The 18,760-nt window shown below is 66.5% G+C and carries 18 protein-coding genes; 9 read left to right on the top strand and 9 right to left on the bottom strand.

The genetic code is table 11. From position 1 onward, the window contains the following. Positions 1-15: 15 nt before the first annotated feature. Positions 16-1,875, bottom strand: a complete 1,860-nt coding sequence (locus H9529_RS06900; protein WP_092887959.1) for an ABC-F family ATP-binding cassette domain-containing protein — start codon at positions 1,873-1,875, stop codon at positions 16-18. A 164-nt stretch (positions 1,876-2,039) separates the two neighbouring features. Between H9529_RS06900 and H9529_RS06895 the strand changes: the two genes are divergently transcribed. Both H9529_RS06895 and ndk read left to right on the top strand, forming a co-directional pair. Further along, a complete protein-coding gene (locus H9529_RS06895) occupies positions 2,040-2,378 on the top strand; it encodes a DUF1294 domain-containing protein (RefSeq protein WP_092888257.1) in 339 nt (112 codons plus the stop codon). A gap of 164 nt (positions 2,379-2,542) precedes the next feature. Continuing rightward, entirely contained in the window at positions 2,543-2,965 is a 423-nt protein-coding gene (ndk, locus tag H9529_RS06890; protein WP_092887961.1) for a nucleoside-diphosphate kinase, read from the top strand. On the opposite strand, the gene H9529_RS06885 is transcribed toward ndk, so the two are convergent. From H9529_RS06885 to H9529_RS06875, 3 genes are all read right to left on the bottom strand, one after another. Next, complete coding sequence (locus tag H9529_RS06885; protein ID WP_092887964.1) at positions 2,932-3,333, bottom strand: TfoX/Sxy family DNA transformation protein; 402 nt, start codon at positions 3,331-3,333, stop codon at positions 2,932-2,934. The two genes, ndk and H9529_RS06885, sit on opposite strands and share 34 nt — an antisense overlap. A gap of 79 nt (positions 3,334-3,412) precedes the next feature. Beyond that, entirely contained in the window at positions 3,413-3,610 is a 198-nt protein-coding gene (locus tag H9529_RS06880; RefSeq protein ID WP_092887967.1) for a hypothetical protein, read from the bottom strand. A gap of 230 nt (positions 3,611-3,840) precedes the next feature. Then, a complete protein-coding gene (locus H9529_RS06875) occupies positions 3,841-4,308 on the bottom strand; it encodes a DNA polymerase III subunit chi (protein ID WP_092887970.1) in 468 nt (155 codons plus the stop codon). A gap of 509 nt (positions 4,309-4,817) precedes the next feature. Between H9529_RS06875 and lptF the strand changes: the two genes are divergently transcribed. The 6 genes from lptF (at position 4,818) to rsmA (ending at position 12,932) form a co-directional block, all read left to right on the top strand. Continuing rightward, positions 4,818-5,951 carry an LPS export ABC transporter permease LptF gene (gene lptF, locus H9529_RS06870; RefSeq protein ID WP_092887973.1) on the top strand — a complete coding sequence of 378 codons (1,134 nt, stop codon included), beginning with the start codon at positions 4,818-4,820 and terminating at the stop codon, positions 5,949-5,951. Next, positions 5,948-7,048, top strand: a complete 1,101-nt coding sequence (gene lptG, locus H9529_RS06865) for an LPS export ABC transporter permease LptG (RefSeq protein WP_092888260.1) — start codon at positions 5,948-5,950, stop codon at positions 7,046-7,048. The genes lptF and lptG overlap by 4 nt, the downstream gene beginning before the upstream one ends. After that, positions 7,048-9,321 carry an LPS-assembly protein LptD gene (locus H9529_RS06860; RefSeq protein ID WP_092887976.1) on the top strand — a complete coding sequence of 758 codons (2,274 nt, stop codon included), beginning with the start codon at positions 7,048-7,050 and terminating at the stop codon, positions 9,319-9,321. The genes lptG and H9529_RS06860 overlap by 1 nt, the downstream gene beginning before the upstream one ends. Positions 9,322-9,570: 249 nt before the next feature. Continuing rightward, entirely contained in the window at positions 9,571-10,767 is a 1,197-nt protein-coding gene (locus H9529_RS06855; RefSeq protein ID WP_190305735.1) for a peptidylprolyl isomerase, read from the top strand. Positions 10,768-11,097: 330 nt separating this feature from the next. After that, positions 11,098-12,084 (top strand): 4-hydroxythreonine-4-phosphate dehydrogenase PdxA, encoded by a 987-nt coding sequence (pdxA, locus tag H9529_RS06850; protein ID WP_256327041.1) that lies wholly within the window; start codon positions 11,098-11,100, stop codon positions 12,082-12,084. Next, entirely contained in the window at positions 12,081-12,932 is an 852-nt protein-coding gene (rsmA, locus tag H9529_RS06845) for a 16S rRNA (adenine(1518)-N(6)/adenine(1519)-N(6))-dimethyltransferase RsmA (protein WP_092887985.1), read from the top strand. Before pdxA ends, rsmA begins: the two co-directional genes overlap by 4 nt. 171 nt (positions 12,933-13,103) lie before the next feature. Here the strand turns inward: rsmA and H9529_RS06840 are convergent, their stop codons facing one another. Beyond that, the gene (locus tag H9529_RS06840) at positions 13,104-13,739 is read right to left on the bottom strand and encodes a J domain-containing protein (protein ID WP_092887988.1); all 636 of its coding nucleotides are present in this window, start codon (positions 13,737-13,739) and stop codon (positions 13,104-13,106) included. A gap of 143 nt (positions 13,740-13,882) precedes the next feature. Between H9529_RS06840 and H9529_RS06835 the strand changes: the two genes are divergently transcribed. Further along, a complete protein-coding gene (locus tag H9529_RS06835; protein ID WP_092887991.1) occupies positions 13,883-14,143 on the top strand; it encodes a BolA family protein in 261 nt (86 codons plus the stop codon). 247 nt (positions 14,144-14,390) lie between these two features. On the opposite strand, the gene H9529_RS06830 is transcribed toward H9529_RS06835, so the two are convergent. The 4 genes from H9529_RS06830 to H9529_RS06815 form a co-directional block, all read right to left on the bottom strand. Further along, entirely contained in the window at positions 14,391-15,179 is a 789-nt protein-coding gene (locus H9529_RS06830) for a DUF4177 domain-containing protein (RefSeq protein ID WP_092887994.1), read from the bottom strand. An 87-nt stretch (positions 15,180-15,266) separates the two neighbouring features. Further along, on the bottom strand, positions 15,267-16,337 hold the full coding sequence (pyrC, locus tag H9529_RS06825; RefSeq protein WP_092887997.1) for a dihydroorotase: 1,071 nt from the start codon (positions 16,335-16,337) through the stop codon (positions 15,267-15,269). Between the two features lie 353 nt (positions 16,338-16,690). Further along, positions 16,691-17,710 carry a phosphoadenosine phosphosulfate reductase gene (locus tag H9529_RS06820; RefSeq protein WP_143033496.1) on the bottom strand — a complete coding sequence of 340 codons (1,020 nt, stop codon included), beginning with the start codon at positions 17,708-17,710 and terminating at the stop codon, positions 16,691-16,693. A gap of 482 nt (positions 17,711-18,192) precedes the next feature. Beyond that, positions 18,193-18,696, bottom strand: coding sequence for an Lrp/AsnC family transcriptional regulator (locus H9529_RS06815; protein WP_092888003.1), 504 nt, complete (start codon positions 18,694-18,696; stop codon positions 18,193-18,195). Positions 18,697-18,760: the final 64 nt, after the last annotated feature.

Genomic DNA, 18,760 nt, shown 5'->3' with positions numbered 1-18,760 from the left:
GCCCGGCAGCGGCGATCAATCCCCCAGCGCGGTTTCCAGCTTTTCCTGCGCGTCGAGCCACAGCGCTTCGGCCCGGTCGAGGCCGTTCATCACCTCGGCGTATTTCTTTTGCCAGGTCTCGGCCTCGCCCTCGCGGCCCTTTTCATAAAGTTCGGGGTCGGCGAGTTTCTTGGCCAGCTTGTCGCGCATCTCATTGAGCTTTTGCACCCGGGCTTCGGCCTTGCGGGCCTCGGCGCGCAGGGCCTGCACCTGGTCGTGGCTGGCGCGTTTTGGCTTTGGCTTTTCCGCCTTCGGCTTGGCGGGTTTGGGGTTGTCATCGCCCGCCAGCAGCATCTTGCGATAGGTCTCAAGATCGTCTTCGTAATTCGTCACACTGCCGTCGTGCACCAGCCACAGCCGGTCGGCGACCAGCGACAGCAGGTGCATGTCGTGGCTGACAAGCACGACCGCGCCGGTATAGCTGGTCAGCGCCTCGACCAGCGCCTCGCGGCTTTCGATGTCGAGGTGGTTTGTCGGCTCATCGAGGATCAGCAGGTGCGGGGCGTCCAGCGTGGCCAGCAGCAGCGAGAGCCGCGCCTTTTGCCCGCCCGACAGGCGCCCGACTTCGGTTTCGGCCTGATCTGCCATCAGACCGAAACCCGCAAGGCGTGCGCGCAGGCGGGGCGGGGCCTCGTTCGGGCGCATGCGTTGCAGGTGCTGGATCGGCGTTTCATGCAGCTCCAGCTCATCCACCTGATGCTGGGCGAAATAGCCGATGCGCAGCTTTGAATGCCGGGTGATCTGCCCGCCGGTGCCTTCCAGCTTTTCCGCGAGGAACTTCGACAGGGTCGATTTGCCCTGCCCGTTGCGGCCCAAAAGCGCGATGCGGTCATCTTGATCAATACGCAGGCCAAGGTTGCGCAGCACGGGTGGGCCGTCGTAACCCACGGAAATGCTTTCCATATTGATGATGGGCGGCGAAAGTTCCTCTGGCGCGGGGAAGGTGAAGACGTGCTTCGCGGCCTCGGCGGGCGGCGTGATCGTGTCCATCTTTTCCAGCATCTTGACGCGCGATTGCGCTTGCCGGGCCTTGGATGCCTTGGCTTTGAAGCGGTCCACGAAGCTTTGCAGATGCGCGCGGCGGACGTCTTGCTTCTTTGCCTCGGCCACCAGGACGGCGCGCTGTTCGGCGCGGGTCTTGGCGAAGGTGTCGTAGCTGCCGGTGTACAGCGTCAGCTTGCGGTCATCGAGATGCAAGATCGCGCCGACCGCGCGGTTCAAAAGGCCCCGGTCGTGGCTGATGATAAGAACGGTATGGGGGTATTTTTGCAAATACGCCTCTAGCCACAGCGCGCCTTCGAGATCCAGATAGTTCGTCGGCTCATCGAGGAGCAGCAGGTCAGGCTCGGCAAACAGCACCCCCGCCAGCGCCACGCGCATCCGCCACCCGCCCGAGAAGTCGGAACAGGGGCGCTGCTGGGCCTCGGTATCGAACCCCAGCCCCTTCAGGATCGCGCTGGCGCGCGCTTCCGCCGACCAGGCGTCGATATCGGCCAGCCGGGTCTGCACCTCGGCGATGCGGGTGGGGTCGGTGGTGGTGTCGGCCTCGGCCATCAGGCCTGCGCGTTCGGTATCGGCGGCAAGCACCGTGTTGATGAGCGACACCTCGTTCGAGGGCACTTCTTGGGCGACGCCGCCGATCTTGGCGCGCGAGGGCAGCGAGATGCCGCCGCCTTCCAGCGCCAGTTCGCCCCGGATCAGGCGAAAGAGCGTGGTCTTGCCCGCGCCGTTGCGCCCCACAAGGCCGACCTTGTGGCCGGTGGGAATGTTCACGGAAGCGCCCTCGAACAGGGGGCGGCCTTCGATGGAATACGAGAGATCTGAAATACTGAGCATGATGGCGCGACACCTGACCCAGCGCCCGGGTATTGTCAATGTGGTCTGGGGGGTGTTGTGGGCTGGTCTATGGGGTGGCACAGCAATGCCCGGATCGGGGCACAGAAATGCCGCAATCTGCGCAGACCATGCGGGCCGGGTATGGGTTTGTGAAGGGGTGTGCGATGGTATTCGTGCTTGCGCTAGAGGTCTGGCTGATCGTCATCAACGTGCTGGCAATCGGATTGTTTTGGTATGACAAGCTGTGCGCCGAGCGCGGACACTGGCGCGTGCCAGAAGCGGTGCTGCTGCGCGCCGCGTTTCTGGGCGGCAGCCCGGGCGCGAAGCTGGCGCAGTGGTGCCTGCGCCACAAGACGCGCAAAGAGCCGTTTCGCACGAACCTCAATACCGTCGTGACGCTGCAATGCATGGCGCTGGCCGGGGGGCTGGCGCTGTGGGCCTATTGGGGCGGCGGGGTGGAGTGGGCGGCGCAGGTGGCGGCGCGATTGACCGCGCTGGGGTAGGGGGTTTGGGACCGGGCGCGCGCGCTGGAACGCACAGCGGCTGTGCGCGGGGCGAAGGCCTTGCGCGGGCCGCACCGGGGCCGCACCGGGGCAATCACGTCTTTTCACCGTCACCTGCCCATGATAAGCCGCGCGGGCAAAGTTCAACCTCAAGGAATGCCCACATGGCCCTGCAACGTACTTTCTCGATCATCAAGCCGGACGCAACCAACCGCAACCTGACGGGCGCGATCAACGCCAAGCTGGAAGCCGCCGGTCTGCGCATCATCGCGCAAAAGCGCATCCACCTGTCGAAAGCACAGGCGGGCGTTTTCTATGCCGTGCATGCGGAACGTCCGTTCTATGACGAGCTGTGCGAATTCATGGCATCCGCGCCGATCGTGGTGCAGGTGCTGGAAGGTGACGACGCTGTTGCGAAGAACCGCGAAGTGATGGGCGCCACCAACCCCGCCGATGCTGCTGATGGCACCATCCGCAAGGAATTCGCGCTGTCGATCGGCGAAAACTCGGTCCACGGGTCCGATGCACCGGAAACCGCCGCTGAAGAGATCGCTTATTTCTTCGCCGGGCTGGAACTGGTCGGCTGATCTGAACGCAGTTTCAGCGCCGGGATAACGCCCAGCGCATCCAGCGCCGCCTCGAATGCCGGATCGGTGTTCGAGGCGGCGTTTTGCTGTGCGGCGTGCTCTTTCCGGTGCGCGACAATGGCGTCGAAACGCACGCGCAGGCGGTCCTTTTCGGCGCCCTTGCAATCGTTCCAGGGGCGGCCCTGAAGCCCCATTTCGATACAATAATAAGGGATGAAATGTGCCCGCGTTCCCCCGGCCAAAAGGGCGGCGTAGGCCGCATCGGTGCCCAGCGCGCGCAGTTGCGTGGCGGTGGTGATGCCTGCGCGGGCGAAGGCATCGGCCATGGCAGGGCCAAGGTTGCGGATCGCCGTGATCGGGTCGGACATAGGCAGGCCCCCGGGGCGCAGGTTGTGGTATGGCATTGAGCATAGCGTGGCCGCCCGGCATTGACGAGGGGGCGTATCCTCAGATCATCGCCCAGTCGGTGAAGGTTACGGCGGGGGGCGTTGAATGCCCGTCGCCTGCGCGCTTGGTGCGCGGGCGGTTGGGGCGGGTGTCCGCCGTCAGCATGGGCTGACGCGCGACGGGGGGATGCGCGGTGCCCGTGGATTGGCCCGTCTCGCTGCCCGAGATGCGGGGGGATGGTTTTCTGCGCTGTGTCATCGGCTCTCTCTCCCTTGCTGGTGTGCTTAATCATTGAGCATCCAAAAAATGGCGCGATTTTGGCGACAGGGGGCCGGGCGCGCGACGATTTTGGGGAGTTTCCGTCCTGCGAACGGGTTTGGGGCCCCTGGCCGGTTGCTGACAGGGCATCGCGTGGCACCGGCGGTGGTGCGTTTGGGCAGAGAAGTTTGGCGGAAAGCCGGCGTGCAGGGACGGAGTCCGCCGTGACCTCATGCGCCGTCGGATTGCGCCTTTTTCTCCCATTTCCCGCTGTCTTGCGACCAGTATTGCGCCCGGACGCCCGCCGCCGTCAGCGCCTTCCATTGGCCGCGCGCATGGGCCAGCGCGTCCGGGTCGTGGCCGTCGAACAAGATGCAGACCCGGTCAAGGGCAGTGATTTCCGCAGGCTCCAACGCTGCGCCGTCGATGGTCATCAGGCAGGTGGCGCCATTGGGCAGGTCGGTGCCGGTGGTCAGCAGCACCGGCTGATCGGCGTCATGTGGCCCGCCTGACAGGCCGTGCGGCAAGAACGCCTCGGGGCGCCCCAGCCAGAGCTGCCGGTCCAGCCAGTCGAGCCGGGCTGCGTCGCGCCCCCGCACCGCCACGCGCCAGCCCGCCGCCAGCGATTTAGTCAGCAAGATGGGCAGCGTTTCCTCAAGCGGCGTGCGGGTCAGGTGGTAGAACAGTGCGTCACCCATGGCGCAGCATTCCGCTTTGTTCGGGGTGGTGGGGGAACGTGCGGGGCATGGCAACCTTGGAGCTAAGGGATTGAGCGCATCCATAGCGCAACGCGCCGTCCGACGCACGGTTTTTTGCCCGGTGTCGCGGTCTTTGGTCCGGTTGCGCCTGCGGGCCGGTGGGACCGGCAGGTCCGTGGTGTGGGCCGATCCTGCCGCGCGTGGCGGGTCTTTGCGCGCGGTTGCTTTTGGGCACGGGGTGTGGGCATCGGATGGCGTGGTTTGGGCCGACGCGTCTGGGTGCGTGGCCGTGCGGCGGCGGTGCCTTGTTGGCCCAAACGCTTGACTTTGGGGTATGGTTTGCAGTTTTACCCTGCACGGAACCGCAGTAGGGTACAGCGATTCTGGGCGATGTCTGGTCTGGGCAATGTGTGGTCTGGGCAATGTGTGGTTTGCGTGAAGTCTGGCGCCGGGGCGCGCCGCGCAACGCGGATGGTGAATGGTGATGCCGAAGGGCGGGGGAGTGACGGGTGGCGCGGGTTGACAAATATCTGTTGACGCAACTGCTGCTGGTCTTCGGCTTCTTCTCGCTGGTGCTGGTGTCGGTCTATTGGGTCAACCGCGCGGTCAGCCTGTTCGACCGGCTGATCGGCGATGGCCAGTCGGTCTGGGTGTTTCTGGAATTCACCGCGCTGACCCTGCCCAATGTGATCCGCGTGGTGCTGCCGGTGTCCGCCTTTGCGGCCAGCGTCTATGTCGCCCAACGCCTGACCCGCGACAGCGAGATGGTGGTGATGCAGGCTGCAGGCGTGTCGCCGTGGCGGCTGATGGGGCCGGTGGCGTTGTTTGGCGGTTGTGTGGCGGTTTTCCTGTTGGTGCTGATGCATGTGCTGATGCCTGCCGCGCGGGTGCAACTGGCCGAGCGTCAGGCCCAGATCGCCGAGAACATCACCGCGCGGTTCCTCACGGCGGGCGAGTTTCTGTATCCCGCCAGCGGCATCACCCTATATATCCGCAGCCTGACCGAACTGGGTGAGTTGCGCGACGTCTTCTTGTCGGATGCGCGGGGCAGTACCGCGCGCGTCGACTACACTGCGGAAACCGCTGTGCTGGTGCCCGGGCCGCAGGGACCGAAGCTGGTGATGATCGACGGTATGGTGCAGGTGCTGGACCGGGCCACGGGGCGGCTTTCCACCACGCGGTTCGACGATCTGACCTATGATGTGGGCGCGCTGATCGGGCCTGCGGGCCGGGGCGGGGATGTGCGCGAATTCTCCACGCCAGAGCTTATTGCCCCACCGCGTGCATTGCTGGACCAGACCGGCGTGACATTGGGCGAGGTGCGCTATGAGCTTGCCACCCGCTTTGCCCATCCCGCGCTGGCGGTGGTCACCGCGCTGATCGGCTTTGCCGCGATCCTGGTGGGTGGGTTCAGCAGGCTGGGCCTCTGGCGGCAGGTGTTGGGCGGCGTGGTGGCACTGGCTGTGGTCCAACTGGCCGGCAATGCGACGACGGGCCTTGCCACATCGAGCCCCGCCTATGCCGGGCTGGCCTTCGTTCCCGTTGCCGTGGGGCTTGTGCTGGTTTGGGCGATGCTTTTCGCTGCCGGTGGCGGGTTGAAGCGGTGGCGGCGGCGCGGGTCGGCGGGCGAGGGGGCGGCATGATCTTGAGCCTCTACCTTGTGCGGCGGTTGGCAGGGTCGTTTCTGTTGGTGCTGGGGGTGTTCCTTGGCATCTTGATGCTGCTCGATATTGTCGAGCAATTGCGCAGCTTTGCGGGGGCTGAGACTGCGCCCACCTTCGTGCAACTGGTCGGGCTGACGTTGTTGAATGCGCCCGTCACCCTGTATCAGATCTTGCCGCTGATCGTGGTGCTGGCCACGATGTCGCTGTTTCTGGCGCTGTCGCGGTCATCCGAACTGGTGGTGATCCGGGCGGCGGGGCGGTCTGGGGTGCGGATGCTGCTGGCACCGTTTGTGGCCACGCTGATTGCGGGCGCGTTGATCGTGGCGGTCATCAACCCGCTGGTCGCGGCTTCCAGCCGGGAATATGCGCGCTATGCCGCTGAGTTGCGCAGTGGAACTGTCAATGTGGTGTCGGTCAGCGATGACGGGCTGTGGTTGCGGCAGGGCGATGAGGCTGCGCAGACCGTGGTCCATGCGCGCAGCGCGTCGGGCGATGGCACGGCGTTGCAAGACGTGACATTCCTGGTCTTTTCGGGCGCTGCGGCATCGGACATCCGCATCCGGGGCGCCACCGCCCAATTGACCCCCGGCGCCTGGATGGTTGAGGATGTGACCATCTGGCAACTGGATGCCGAGAACCCGCAGCGCGACGCCCGGAAGATGGACAGCCTGAGCCTGCCCACCGATCTGACGCCCGAGCAGATCCGCGATAATTTTGCCAGCCCGGGCGCGATTCCGATCTGGGAATTGCCGGGTTTCATCGCGGCTTTGCAGCGCGCAGGGTTTTCGGCGCTGGAGCATCGGATCTGGCTTCAGATGGAGTTGGCCCTGCCCTTGATGCTGGGCGGCATGATGCTGCTGGCCACCGCGACCAGCATGTACCATGCGCGCGCGGGGGGCGCCGGCGTGCGGGCGCTGATCACGATTCTGGGCGGATTCGGGCTGTTCTTTCTACGCAATTTCGCGCAGGTATTGGGAGAGAACGGCCAGATTCCGGTGCTTCTGGCTGCCTGGACCTTGCCCTTTGCCAGTTGCCTGCTGGCGCTGGGGCTGCTTTTGCATCTGGAGGATGGTTGATGCCGGCACCCGCGCCCGCCCTTGATTGCCGCCGCGCCGTTGCGGGCGTGCGGCGCGTGCTGGCGCGGGCGTTGACGACGGGGGCGGTTGCGGGGCTGTCGCTGGCGTTGGTGCCGGGGGGCTTTGGCGGGGGCTTCGGCGGGGTCCTGGGCGGCAATGGCGCGCTTTGGGCGCAAGAAGCGCCCCTGGGGCAGGCGTCGCTGGCCACGCTGGTGGCTGACCGCGTGACGCTGGGCCGCGATGGTGCGCTGGTCGCTGAGGGCAATATCGAGGTATTCTATACCGACCTGCGGCTTTCGGCCACGCGCATCGTCTATGACCGCGCAGCCGACCAACTGGACATCACCGGGCCGATTACCCTGACCGACGGGCCACGCACCGTGATCGTGGCCGATAGTGCTGCGCTGTCGGCGGATCTGCAGCGCGGCATCATCAACTCGGCCCGGGTGGTGCTGGACCAGCAGATGCAGATCGCCGCAGGCTCGGTCGTGCGGCCGGATGCGCGCTATACCGAGCTGAACAATACCATCGCCTCGTCTTGCCGGATCTGCGAGACCGGCGAGACGCCTCTTTGGGAAATTCGCGCCACGCGCATCGTGCATGACCGCGACGCGCGGCAGCTGTATTTCGAGGGCGCGCAGTTCCGGCTGGCGGGCGTGCCGCTGGTCTATCTGCCGCGCCTGCGCATGCCCGACCCGACGCTGGAGCGCGGTACCGGCTTTCTGCGCCCCGAACTGCGGGTGGACAGCGTGCTGGGCGTGGGGATGCGGGTGCCGTATTTCATTGCCCTTGCGCCCGACCGTGACCTGACGCTGGCCCCCACCATTACGTCGCGTGAAAGCTACACGCTGGAAGCGCGCTACCGGCAGGCCTTTGCCGCAGGGATGCTGGAATTCGGCGGCGCGCTGACCCGGGACAAGCTGTTGCCCGGTGACTGGCGCGGCTATGGGTATGCGCGGGGCGATTTCGGGCTGCGCAATGACTTCCGTCTGAGTTTCGACATCACCGCCGTGCGCGACCGAGAGTATCTGGACCGCTACGACTTTTCCGGCGAGACTCGGCTGACCAGCGATCTTACATTGTCGCGGGTGCGGCGTGATGCGCAGATGCGCGTGCAGGCGCTGCATTTCCGCTCGCTCCGCCTCGGCGATTCCAATGACGTGCTGCCCTCGCGCGCGGTGCGGGCGTCCTGGGACCGGCGGTTTGACGTGCCGGGGCTGGGCGGCGCGGCGCAGGTCAGTTTCGGGGCGCTGGCGCTGGGCCGTACCGCGTCGACGCCCGTGATGGATGCCGCAACCGACACGCGCGGCGGGCGTGATCTGGCACGGCTGAGCATGCAGGCGACATGGCGGCGCGACTGGGTTTTGCCTGCGGGCGTGCTGTTGGGCACGGGCGTCGATGTCGCCGTCGATCACTACCGTATCCGGCAAGATGCGGCCTTTGGCGACAGCGCGACCCGGGTGACCCCGCAGGCGATGGTAGAACTGCGCTGGCCCCTGATGCGCAGCGGCGGCGGCACGGGTGCGTCGCATGTGCTGGAACCCGTGGCGCAATTCATCTGGGCGCGCGACAGTGGCACTGGCGTGCCCAATGAAGACAGCGTGATGCCCGAATTCGACGAGGGCAACCTGTTCAGCTTTAACCGTTTCAACGGGCTTGATGGGCGCGAGCGGGGACGCCGCATCAACCTGGGCCTGACCTGGACCCGGCATGACCCGGCCGGCTGGTCGTCGGCAGTGACGCTGGGCCGGGTGTTTCGGGAGCGTGATCTGGGCCAATTCAGCGCGCAATCGCCGCTGGCGGGCGGGCGTCCGGACTGGCTGGCATCCGTGCAGGTGCAGACCGCAGGCGGGCTGACGCTGAGCAACCGTGCGCTTATCGACGACGGGCTGTCGGTGTCGCGGATGGAGACCCGGGTCGAATGGGCGACCGATCGGTTGGAGCTTGCGTCGTCCTACCTCAATATCAATTCAAACCCCGCCGAGGACCGGGCGCGCGATGCGTCGGAACTGCTGCTGGATGCGTCCTATGCGATTTCGGATTTCTGGACCGGCAAGATCGACTGGCGCTATGACGTTGCGCAGCGTCGCGCCGCCACGACCACGCTGGGCCTGGAATACCGCAACGAATGTCTGCTGGTCGACATGCGCCTGTCGCGCCGCGCCGCGCCTACGGTAAACGCCCCCGCAACCACCCAGTTTGGGCTGAACGTGGAGCTTCTGGGCTTCGGCGGGGCGACTGCCGGGCCTGCGCGGCGGCAGTGCCGGGGTTAAGGTGGGGCAGCCGGGCCGGGGGCCATGGGCAGCGGCGATCCGCAACGCCGGTGGCGGGGGCTGGCGGTTGGCGGTTGGCGGTTGGCAATGGCACTTGACGCGACCCCGTGGTAAAGACCACAAACAAGCGGCCCCTCCAAGGGGCCGAGGCGACGAATGACAAGAACGGAATCCATCATGCGCTTGACCGATTTTTGGACTGTTTCCGCTGCCGGCCTGCGGGCGTCCCTGCGGCGCACCGGTTGTGCTGTGTCGTTGACAGCGGTGGTCCTGACCGCCGCGGCGGTGCCGGTTCAGGCGCAACAGGGCCTGTTTTCCCCCGTGCTATATGTCAATGACCGGGTCATCACCCGCTATGATCTGGAACAGCGCAAACTGTTTCTGGAAGCCATCAACCTGGCCTCAAGCAATGTGGAAGAGCAGGCACTGGACGCGTTGACCGAAGACCGGCTGCGCGAATTCGCCACGCTTCGCGCGGGCATCCGCCTGACGGATGAAGCGATCGCCGACGGGATGACCGAGTTCGCCGCGCGCGCCAGCCTGACCACGGATGAGTTCATCGCCGAACTTTCGCAGGCCGGTGTGGCGCGCGAGACCTTCGTCGATTTCGTTTCAGCCGGGCTGGCCTGGCGCGAACTGGTGCAGGCGCGTTATGTCGGCCGGGTCGAGGTGCTGGACACCGAGGTTGAGCGCGCGATGGACGTGCCCGCGCAACGGGCCGAGCAGCGTGTCCTGATGGCCGAGTTGTTCCTGCCCACCGACCCCGAATTTGCCGATGCCGTGGCCGAGATCTTGCCGCAGATCCTGGAGATCCGCAGCTTCGAGGAATTCTCGGCTGCCGCGCGGCAGGTCTCGGTCGCCGGGACGCGCGATCAGGGGGGGCGGCTGGACTGGTTGCCGATCAGCAACCTGCCCGACCGCATCCGCGATGACATCCGCAATGCCAGCCCCGGTACGCTGGTGGGGCCGCTGACCTTTCCGGGTGCCATTGCGATCTTTCAGGTGCGGGCTTTCGAGACCTCGCGCAATATTCCCACGGGGCAGGTGCATGTGGAATACGCCCGCTATCTGATCCCCGGTGGCCGGTCGGATGCCGCCATGGCCGAAGCCGCCCGGGTCCAGGCCGGGGCCAATTACTGTCCCGACCTGTACGGCCTGGTGCCCAATGCGACCGAGGCGCAGCTTGACGTGTCCGAGGCGTTGCTGCCCGATCTGCCTGCGGGCGTTGCGATGGAGCTGGCCAAGCTGGACGTGGGCGAAATCTCGACCAGCCTGACCGAGGGCGGGGCGCTGATGCTGCTGATGCTGTGTCAGCGCGAGATGCGGGGCGAGGAATTTCCCAATGCCGATCAGATGCGGACCAGCATGCTGAACCAGCGGTTCGAGCGGTTGGCCGAAATCCACCTGGAGGAGATCCGGGCCGAGGCCGAGATCCGCCGCCCCTGATGTGGCCGGGTGGTGTTGGCGCGGCGCGGGGGCATTGCCTGACGCGCGATGGGGCTTTTGGCGCTGCGGCTTTCCGGGCGCGGGTTCAGGGCGGGGCCGCTACGACGTTGGGCACTGATGTCCCGCCGCGCATGGTGCTGGCCCTGAATGCGTTTGCTGCCAGTCTGCCAGCCCTTGGGTTTTGGGCGTCTGGCGCATCGGTCCCCGACGCCCTTGTCCCGTCTCAGCCTGTCCTTTTGCCCTGGCCCCGACAGCCCCGACAGCCCCGACAGCCCCGACAGCCCCGCCTGAAACAACCTTTGCCGCGCCCCGGGCGCAGGGATGGATCCATTGACTGACGCGCCCCCCCTTGCCATGAGCTGCGGTGACCCGTCTGGTGTCGGGCCGGAAATTGCCGTGAAGGCCTGGGATACCCTGCGCGCCGCGCTGCCGTTTTGCTGGATCGGGGATCCGCGCCACCTGCCCGCAGGCACGCCTGCGGCCCTGATAGACAGCCCGGCGCAGGCCGTTGCGGCCAGTGCTGACGCGCTGCCGGTTCTGACACACGCCTTTGCCCATCTTGCTGCGCCCGGGCAGCCCACGCCGGGCAATGCCGCTGGCGTGGTCGCGGTGATCGACCGGGCCGTGGCGCTGGCGCAATCGGGCGCGGTGGCGGGTGTCGTCACCTGCCCGATCCACAAGAAGGCGCTGCACGATGGCGCGGGGTTCGCCTTTCCGGGCCATACCGAATACCTCGCGCATCTGGCGGGCGTTGAACGGGTGGTGATGATGCTTGCCTGTGACGCGCTGCGCGTGGTGCCGGTGACCATCCATATCGCGCTGGACCGGGTGGCGGACGCGCTGACGCCTGACCTGCTGGCCCAGACCATCCGCATCACCCATGCCGGGCTGATCCGGGATTTTGGCCTTGCCGCACCGCGTCTGGCGGTGGCGGGCCTGAACCCCCATGCGGGCGAAGGCGGCGCGATGGGCCGGGCCGAGATTGACCTGATCTCCCCCGTTCTCGACGCGCTGCGCGCGGAAGGAATGACCATCAGCGGGCCGCATTCCGCCGACACGATGTTCCACGCCCCGGCGCGCGCCCGCTATGACGCGGCGATCTGCATGTATCACGATCAGGCGCTGATCCCGATCAAGACGATCGACTTCGCGGGCGGGGTGAATGTGACGCTGGGCCTGCCTTTTGTGCGCACCTCGCCCGACCATGGCACGGCCTATGACATTGCGGGGCAGGGAATGGCCGACCCGTCCAGCCTGATCGCGGCGCTGCGCATGGCGCGCGGCATGGCTGACGCCCGGCAGGAGGCTAGCGCGTGATCGACGATCTGCCACCCCTGCGCGAGGTGATCGCGACCCATGATCTGCGCGCCAAGAAGGCGCTGGGGCAGAACTTCTTGCTGGACCTGAACCTGACAGCGCGGATCGCGCGGGCGGCGGGCGATCTGCGCGGCGCCGATGTGCTGGAGGTCGGCCCCGGCCCCGGCGGGCTGACGCGCGGCCTCCTGGCCGAAGGCGCGCGCCGTGTGCTGGCGGTAGAGAAAGACCCCCGCTGCCTGCCCGCGCTGGCCCAGATCGCCGAGGCTTATCCGGGGCGTTTGCAGGTGATCGGCGGCGACGCGCTGGCGGTCGATGTGACCGCCCACCTGACGCCACCCATCAAGATCGTGTCGAACCTTCCCTACAACGTCGGCACCGAATTGCTGATCCGCTGGCTGACTCCCGCGCAATGGCCGCCGTTCTGGGACACGCTGACCCTGATGTTCCAGCGCGAGGTCGCCGACCGCATCGTGGCGCGTCCGGGGTCGAAGGCCTATGGACGGTTGTCGCTGATGGTGCAATGGCGGGCCGAGGCACGGGTGGTGCTGCACCTGCCGCCCGAGGCGTTCACGCCACCGCCGAAGGTCTCTTCAGCCGTGGTGCACATCACGCGGCGCGCGACGCCGCTGTATCCTGCTGACCAGGCCACGCTGACACGGGTGATTGCGGCGGGGTTCAACCAGCGCCGCAAGATGCTGCGCGCCTCGCTCAAAGGCGTGGCCCCGGATATCGAGGGGCACCTGACCGCCGTCGGTATCGCGCCCACCGCCCGGGCCGAGGAAATCGGGCTGGAGGCGTTCTGCGCCCTCGCCCGCAGCGTGAAGGACGCGGGGCAAGGGGCTGCGTAGCCCGCCCGGGGGCTTTGGTCCCCCGGCACGAAGGCCCGGCAGGATGGCTGGTGGGGCGTCCGTCTGGCCCGGACCACAGCAGCGGCCAGCGCCCCTGAATGGCGGCCCCTTGCGCGGACCTTGGGTGGAAACCCCCTATTGCACTGAATTTGCAGCCCCGCGCCGGGGGGATCAGTCGCGGAAGTTGCGGCTTTCCTTCAACTGGTCCCAGGCCCAGACGACTTCTTGCAGGCGGTCTTCATCAGCGCGGTTGCCCTTGTTGCGGTCGGGGTGCAGGTCCTTGACCAGGCTTTTGTATTGCTTGCGGATTTCCGGGCGGGACCAGTGGTCGCGCGCTTCAAGGATCTCCAACGCCTTGCGCTCGGTCGGGGGCAGGCGGCGGGTGGACGCCCCCGGTGTACCCTTGCCGGGGTTCATCGTGGCATTCGCGCCCAGCACCTGATGGGGGTCCTTGATGCCCAGCCGTTCCCAGGCGCGGCGTTCGTCATTGCGGCCCATGGGGGCGGTGGCGCGGCCCCAGACGCGGTCACGCTCCATCTCGTCCATCATCTCGGCCTCGGTCTGGCCGGCGAAGAAGTTCCACTTCAGGTTGTATTCACGGGCGTGGTCTTTGCAGAACCACAGGTATTCGTCCAGAATATCGGGGGATTTCGGCGCGCGGTATTGCCCGGCTTCTTCGCAGCCCGGGTGCTCGCATTGCCGGAGCGAGGTCTCTACCGCGCCCGACATACCCCGCCGAACGCGCGCGCGTTTCTTCTTGTCTGCCGATGCGCGGATGTCAAAATCGAACGGGGATTTCGGTGTCATTTGCCTGCTTTCACTGGTCTGTCGTCGTTGCCGATCCGACAAGGGAGGGTCGCGGGGGCGATTATCTCGGCCCCGGCCCTTTCCGACTCGGAGGCAAGAGTTTAGGTGTTTTTGCGGATGACTAAAGGGGTTGACAGAGAAAAATGCGAATTGCCGATGAAATATCCGACCGACTGACCGCCGCCTTCCAGCCTGACGCGCTGGAAGTCGTGGATGACAGCGAAAGCCACCGAGGCCATGGCGGCTGGCGCGAGGGCGGGCAGACGCATTTCAATGTGATGATCCGGGCAGCGGCTTTTGGCCCGATGTCCCGGGTTGCGCGGCACCGGGCGGTGCATGCGGCACTTGGGGCCGATCTGGTGGGCCGGATCCACGCGCTGGCGCTGGATGTGGGTGCGCCTTGACACGCTTTTGATCCCTTCGGGGGATGTGACACTGTCCCCGTCAGAGCCTTGAACCACGACCGGCCCGGTGCGGATCAGGAAAAGCATCGCTTTTCCCCGCCCGGGCCGACAAACATGCAACCTGCCCGTTTCATGCAAGCGCGATCAGTGGCCAGCGCCTGCCATGCGCGTAGCGGGCCAAGGTTTGGGGCCCGGCCCTGCGGGCGATTGCGCCCTGGCACCGATGACCGCTGAGGTCAGGGGGGCGTCAGGGGCGGCCCTTGTCGCCCTGATCTGACGCATCGTCGCGGGTATCATCACGGTCGTCTGGGGTGTCGCGCACGCGGTCGTCATCGCGGTCGTCATCGCCGTCGGTGTAGAACAGGTTTTCGAAATCTTCACCGCGCTCTGGCGCGGGGTCGGCGGAGGCGGGGGCGGTGGCGTCGCTGTGCGGATATTCCGGGTCGGCGTCATCGGGGGCCGTCGCATGAGGCGCCGCATCGTGCTGGTCGTCGGCAGGGTAGTACGCCCAGCCCTGCGCGTCTGATTGCGCGTCTGACTGTGCGGCAGCGTCTGACTGCGCGGCAGCGTCCGACGGGTGGAGCGCAGGTGCGGGGGGCATCTCTTCGGGCCAGCCGCGTTGTGCCGAGAGGCTGGGCGCGCGGCCTTCGGGGGCGTACGGCCTAAGCGGTGCGGCGGCGGCAGGGGCCTCGGCGGCTGATTTCACGCCCCATCCGTCGCCGCCCGCGCTGAGCGCAGAGGCCAGGACCGGCGTGGGCGCGGGTGCCGCCAGCCGTCCTTGCGCGGCCTGGGCCAGCACCTCTGCCGAAGGGCGGCGGAACACCAGAAGGTTGTGGAACACCGTGATTGAGCCCGTAAGGCCCTTGCGTTCCTCGGACGGCAGGGTTTCGGCGCGCCAGTATTCCCAGCCGTCCTGGGACAGTTGGTTCATCAGGTCGCTGACCGACCGGGCATAGCGTTCTGCCGTAGATTTCAGGCCCTTGACCTTGGTGCCTTTGTCGGGGGCGGGCACGACCTTGTATTCAAACTGCTGCATTCTCGCCTCTCTGTGGCTGCGCGGACAAATGGGGCCTTTGTCCGGCCCGGGGTGAGGGTGCCAGACGGGGCTGCATCGGGCCGCGCGCTATGTCGCGGATGGGTCGGCACTGGCGGTCGCATCGACGCGCCAATGCAGTGGAAAGCCGGGGTCGAACACCGTGACCGGCCCCGCGCCGGTGTCGATGCGGGCGGGGAACCGGGCAGGTGTGTCGCCCTTGCGCAGGGTGATGCGCGCGTCATTCGGGGCCATGCGGTAGAAGGCCGCGCCGTGCAGCGACGTGAAGCCTTCCAACCGGGGCAAGGCGTCACGTTCCTCAAACACATGTGCAAGGATCGGCAAGGTGTTGGTGGCGGTAAAGCAGCCCGCGCAGCCGCAGGCGCTTTCCTTGGCCGCATCGGCATGGGGTGCGCTGTCGGTGCCAAGGAAGAACCGCGCATCGCCCGAGGTTGCCGCCGCGCGCAGCGCCTGCCGGTGGGTTTCGCGCTTGGCGACCGGCAGGCAGTAGTAATGCGGCCGGATCCCCCCCGCCAGGATGTGGTTGCGGTTGATGATCAGGTGATGCGTGGTGATCGTCGCGGCCAGATCGGTGTCATGGGCGCGGACGTAATCGGCGGCATCCGATGTGGTGATATGTTCCATGATGACCCGCAGGCCCGGCGTGGCACGGCGCAACGGGTCGAGCACGCGGTCGATGAAAACGGCCTCGCGGTCGAAGATGTCCACGCTGGGGTCCGTCACCTCGCCATGGGTGCACAGTGGCACGCCGGCCTCGGCCATCGCGTCGAGCACGCCGCGCACGCGGTCGAAATCGGTCACGCCAGAGGCCGAGTTGGTGGTGGCCCCTGCGGGGTAGAGCTTTACCGCTGCGATCAATCCCGCGCGGTGGGCGGCGATCACATCGGCGGGGTCTGTCGCCTCGGTCAGGTAGAGCGTCATCAGGGGCGCGAAATCGGCGCCCGCAGGCAGGGCGGCCAGAATGCGGTCGCGGTAGGCCCGCGCCTCATCGCCGGTGACCACGGGGGGCACCAGGTTGGGCATGACCAGCGCGCGTGCAAAGTCGCGGGCGGTTTCGGGCAGGATACCGGCAAGCATTGCGCCGTCGCGCAGGTGCAGGTGCCAGTCATCGGGGCGGCGCAGGGTCAGGTGCTGTGTCATGGATTTGGCGTTACACAAATCCGTCGTGCAATACCAGAGGGGACGGGATCACGTCGGCACCGCGCCGCCGGGATTGGCGGTGAAAGGGGCGGGGGCGGGGGCACCGGGCTGCGGCCTGCGCCGCGCATGGCTGGAACCCGGCAGGATTGGGCGTGCCAGATGGGGCGTGCCAGATGGGGCGCGTGGGTCGGGGGCTGACCCTACATAGGCAGGTGAACCGGAAGAGGACGCCACGCGGTCAAACGTTGGTGGGCTGACGCGGCGGACCAAGCCGTGACCGGCCGCGTTGCGCGCGAAGGCGCCTTTGTCGATGATTGACCCCGTTGCGCGGCGGGTCCATGCCGCCGCGTGTTCTAACCCGCCGATTTTTCCATCAATGCCGCGCGTGCGCGATCAAGTGTCTGGCGGAGACGTTCGGTGTCGTAGAAGCGCAGGGCAAACCCCGCGACGATGACGGTCAGCATGTGGCGTTCCAGGGCCTCTGTGCGCAGGGAAAGGCGCATGAGATACAGGGCAAAGCCCCGACGCTTGCGCAACAGCCCGTAGAAGGTGCCCGAGGTCAGCGTGCTGTCGCATGCGGCGGTGATCAGCGGCGTCAGCACGCCCATATCGGCCAGATCGCGCGCCGTGTCCTTGCCCAGCCAACGGGCGCGCAGCTTGGTCACATGCGAGCGGGTGAAAAGCGCTGCATGCATCGCATCCAGCCTGCGCGAGGGGTCGTAGACCACGAACGCCTCGGCTGCGCCTTCGATCATGTCGGGCGCGAAGCCGTAGCGTGTGGTGAAATCCAGCCGTCGTGCCCGCGCAAAGCGCCCGTCCCAGTCAGCGACGGTGGGGTCCAGCGTCGCCTGCGGCGCCACCACCAGAACGACCGCCCCCGGTGCTGCCACAGAGAACGCCGCCGCCGCATAGCCGCACATGCCCGCGCCATAGAAGACGACGCGGTCGAAGGCCTCAAAAAAGTCGGCGTCGATCCTTGTGTCGAAGAAATTCCACACCTCGGTGTCGCGAAACCATGTGGTGCCCATGGTAATCAAGCACAGGCTGGACCAACCGTTGGCTTGCGCCACCTCCAGCCCCAGCGGCCGATGCGCCCCGCCCGCGCCCCGGATGGCCGCGACCGATTCAAAGCTGACCAGCAAGGTCCGGTCACCCGGCGCGTAGAGTGCTGCGTGATTGCGGCCCAGGCTTTCAAAGCCGCCTTGCTCATCGGCCAGTTCATCGCCCAGCTCATCCAGACGGGACAACCACTCGGCATTGGTCTGGGCCTTGGACAGGTTGATGTCGGCGCCCGCCATCGGGGCGGCATCCTGATTGGGGCCGGTTTGGGTGGATCCAGTTTGTACAGAGCCGGTCTGGGTAGGAGGCGTCATAAGGGCAGGTCCATCGGTCAGATCAATTCGGGGGGCGGTCGGGGCGTTGTGCAATACGACATGGGCGGCAATCCGGGCAAAAAGCGGCAGGATTGGGGTATTGCCGATCGAACTGGCAACAGTATGCCCTGTGGGACGGGTTTTTTGCAAACCCTCGATCAGTTTGCGCGCGCCAGAGACGTCGTTTCAACCTGAGGGTGAGGGGGATCTGAAGGGCGCGCCCGTGCAACGGGCCACCGCCGCGACGCCCTGTCCTTTGGTGTGATGCGCAGGGCGTGTTTTGGGCCTGCGGTGCCCGACCTCGTGGTGCGGAACGCCCGACCTCGTGGTGCAGAGCGCCCGACCTCGTGGTGCGGAACGCCGGGCCGCGCGGGAGGTCCCGCGCGTGATTTTCCGAAGTCCGGTTCAATTGACGCCGGTTCAGGCCCTATCGTTTCGCTCGTCCCGCGCGATCAAGTCCCGGCCATTCAGGTGCGACCCGTTCAGGCCCTTGACGCCCCGCCATCTTGCAGACGGGTGTCGCGGTGGCCGGCCTCCTTTACCGCCTCCATCGCCACATGGGTCGAGGTCGAGGTGACATGCGGCAGGCCAGAGATATGTTCCGCCAAGACACGGCGATAGGTGACAATGTCCTGACTGCGCACCTTCAGCAGGTAGTCGAAAGCCCCCGCGATCAGGTGACATTCCTCGATCTCGGGCACTTTGCGCACGGCGGTACCGAAAGCCTGAAGCGCCTCTTCGCGGGTGTCGGACAGCCGTACCTCGACAAAGGCGACATGGGCCGCGCCGATGCGCTGCGGGTCGATCAGGGCGCGGTAGCCGATGATGAACCCGTCATGTTCCAGCCGTTTCAGCCGCGCCTGGGTGGGCGATTTCGACAGGCCGATGCGGCCGGCAAGGTCGGTCACGCTGATCCGCCCCTCGACCGCCATGATCCGAAGAATCGCCTGATCGAACTGATCCAGCTTCGCGCCGTCCATTTGCATTGCCGTCGACCACTTATTTGGGGATATGATCTGTTAATACGCGTAATTCAGGAAGATCAACAGA

The sequence above is a fragment of the Roseicitreum antarcticum genome, from assembly GCF_014681765.1.
Taxonomy (GTDB): Bacteria; Pseudomonadota; Alphaproteobacteria; order Rhodobacterales; family Rhodobacteraceae; genus Roseicitreum; species Roseicitreum antarcticum.
Note: the sequence above shows the minus strand (reverse complement) of the source record. Positions and strands in the feature narration are given on the sequence as shown.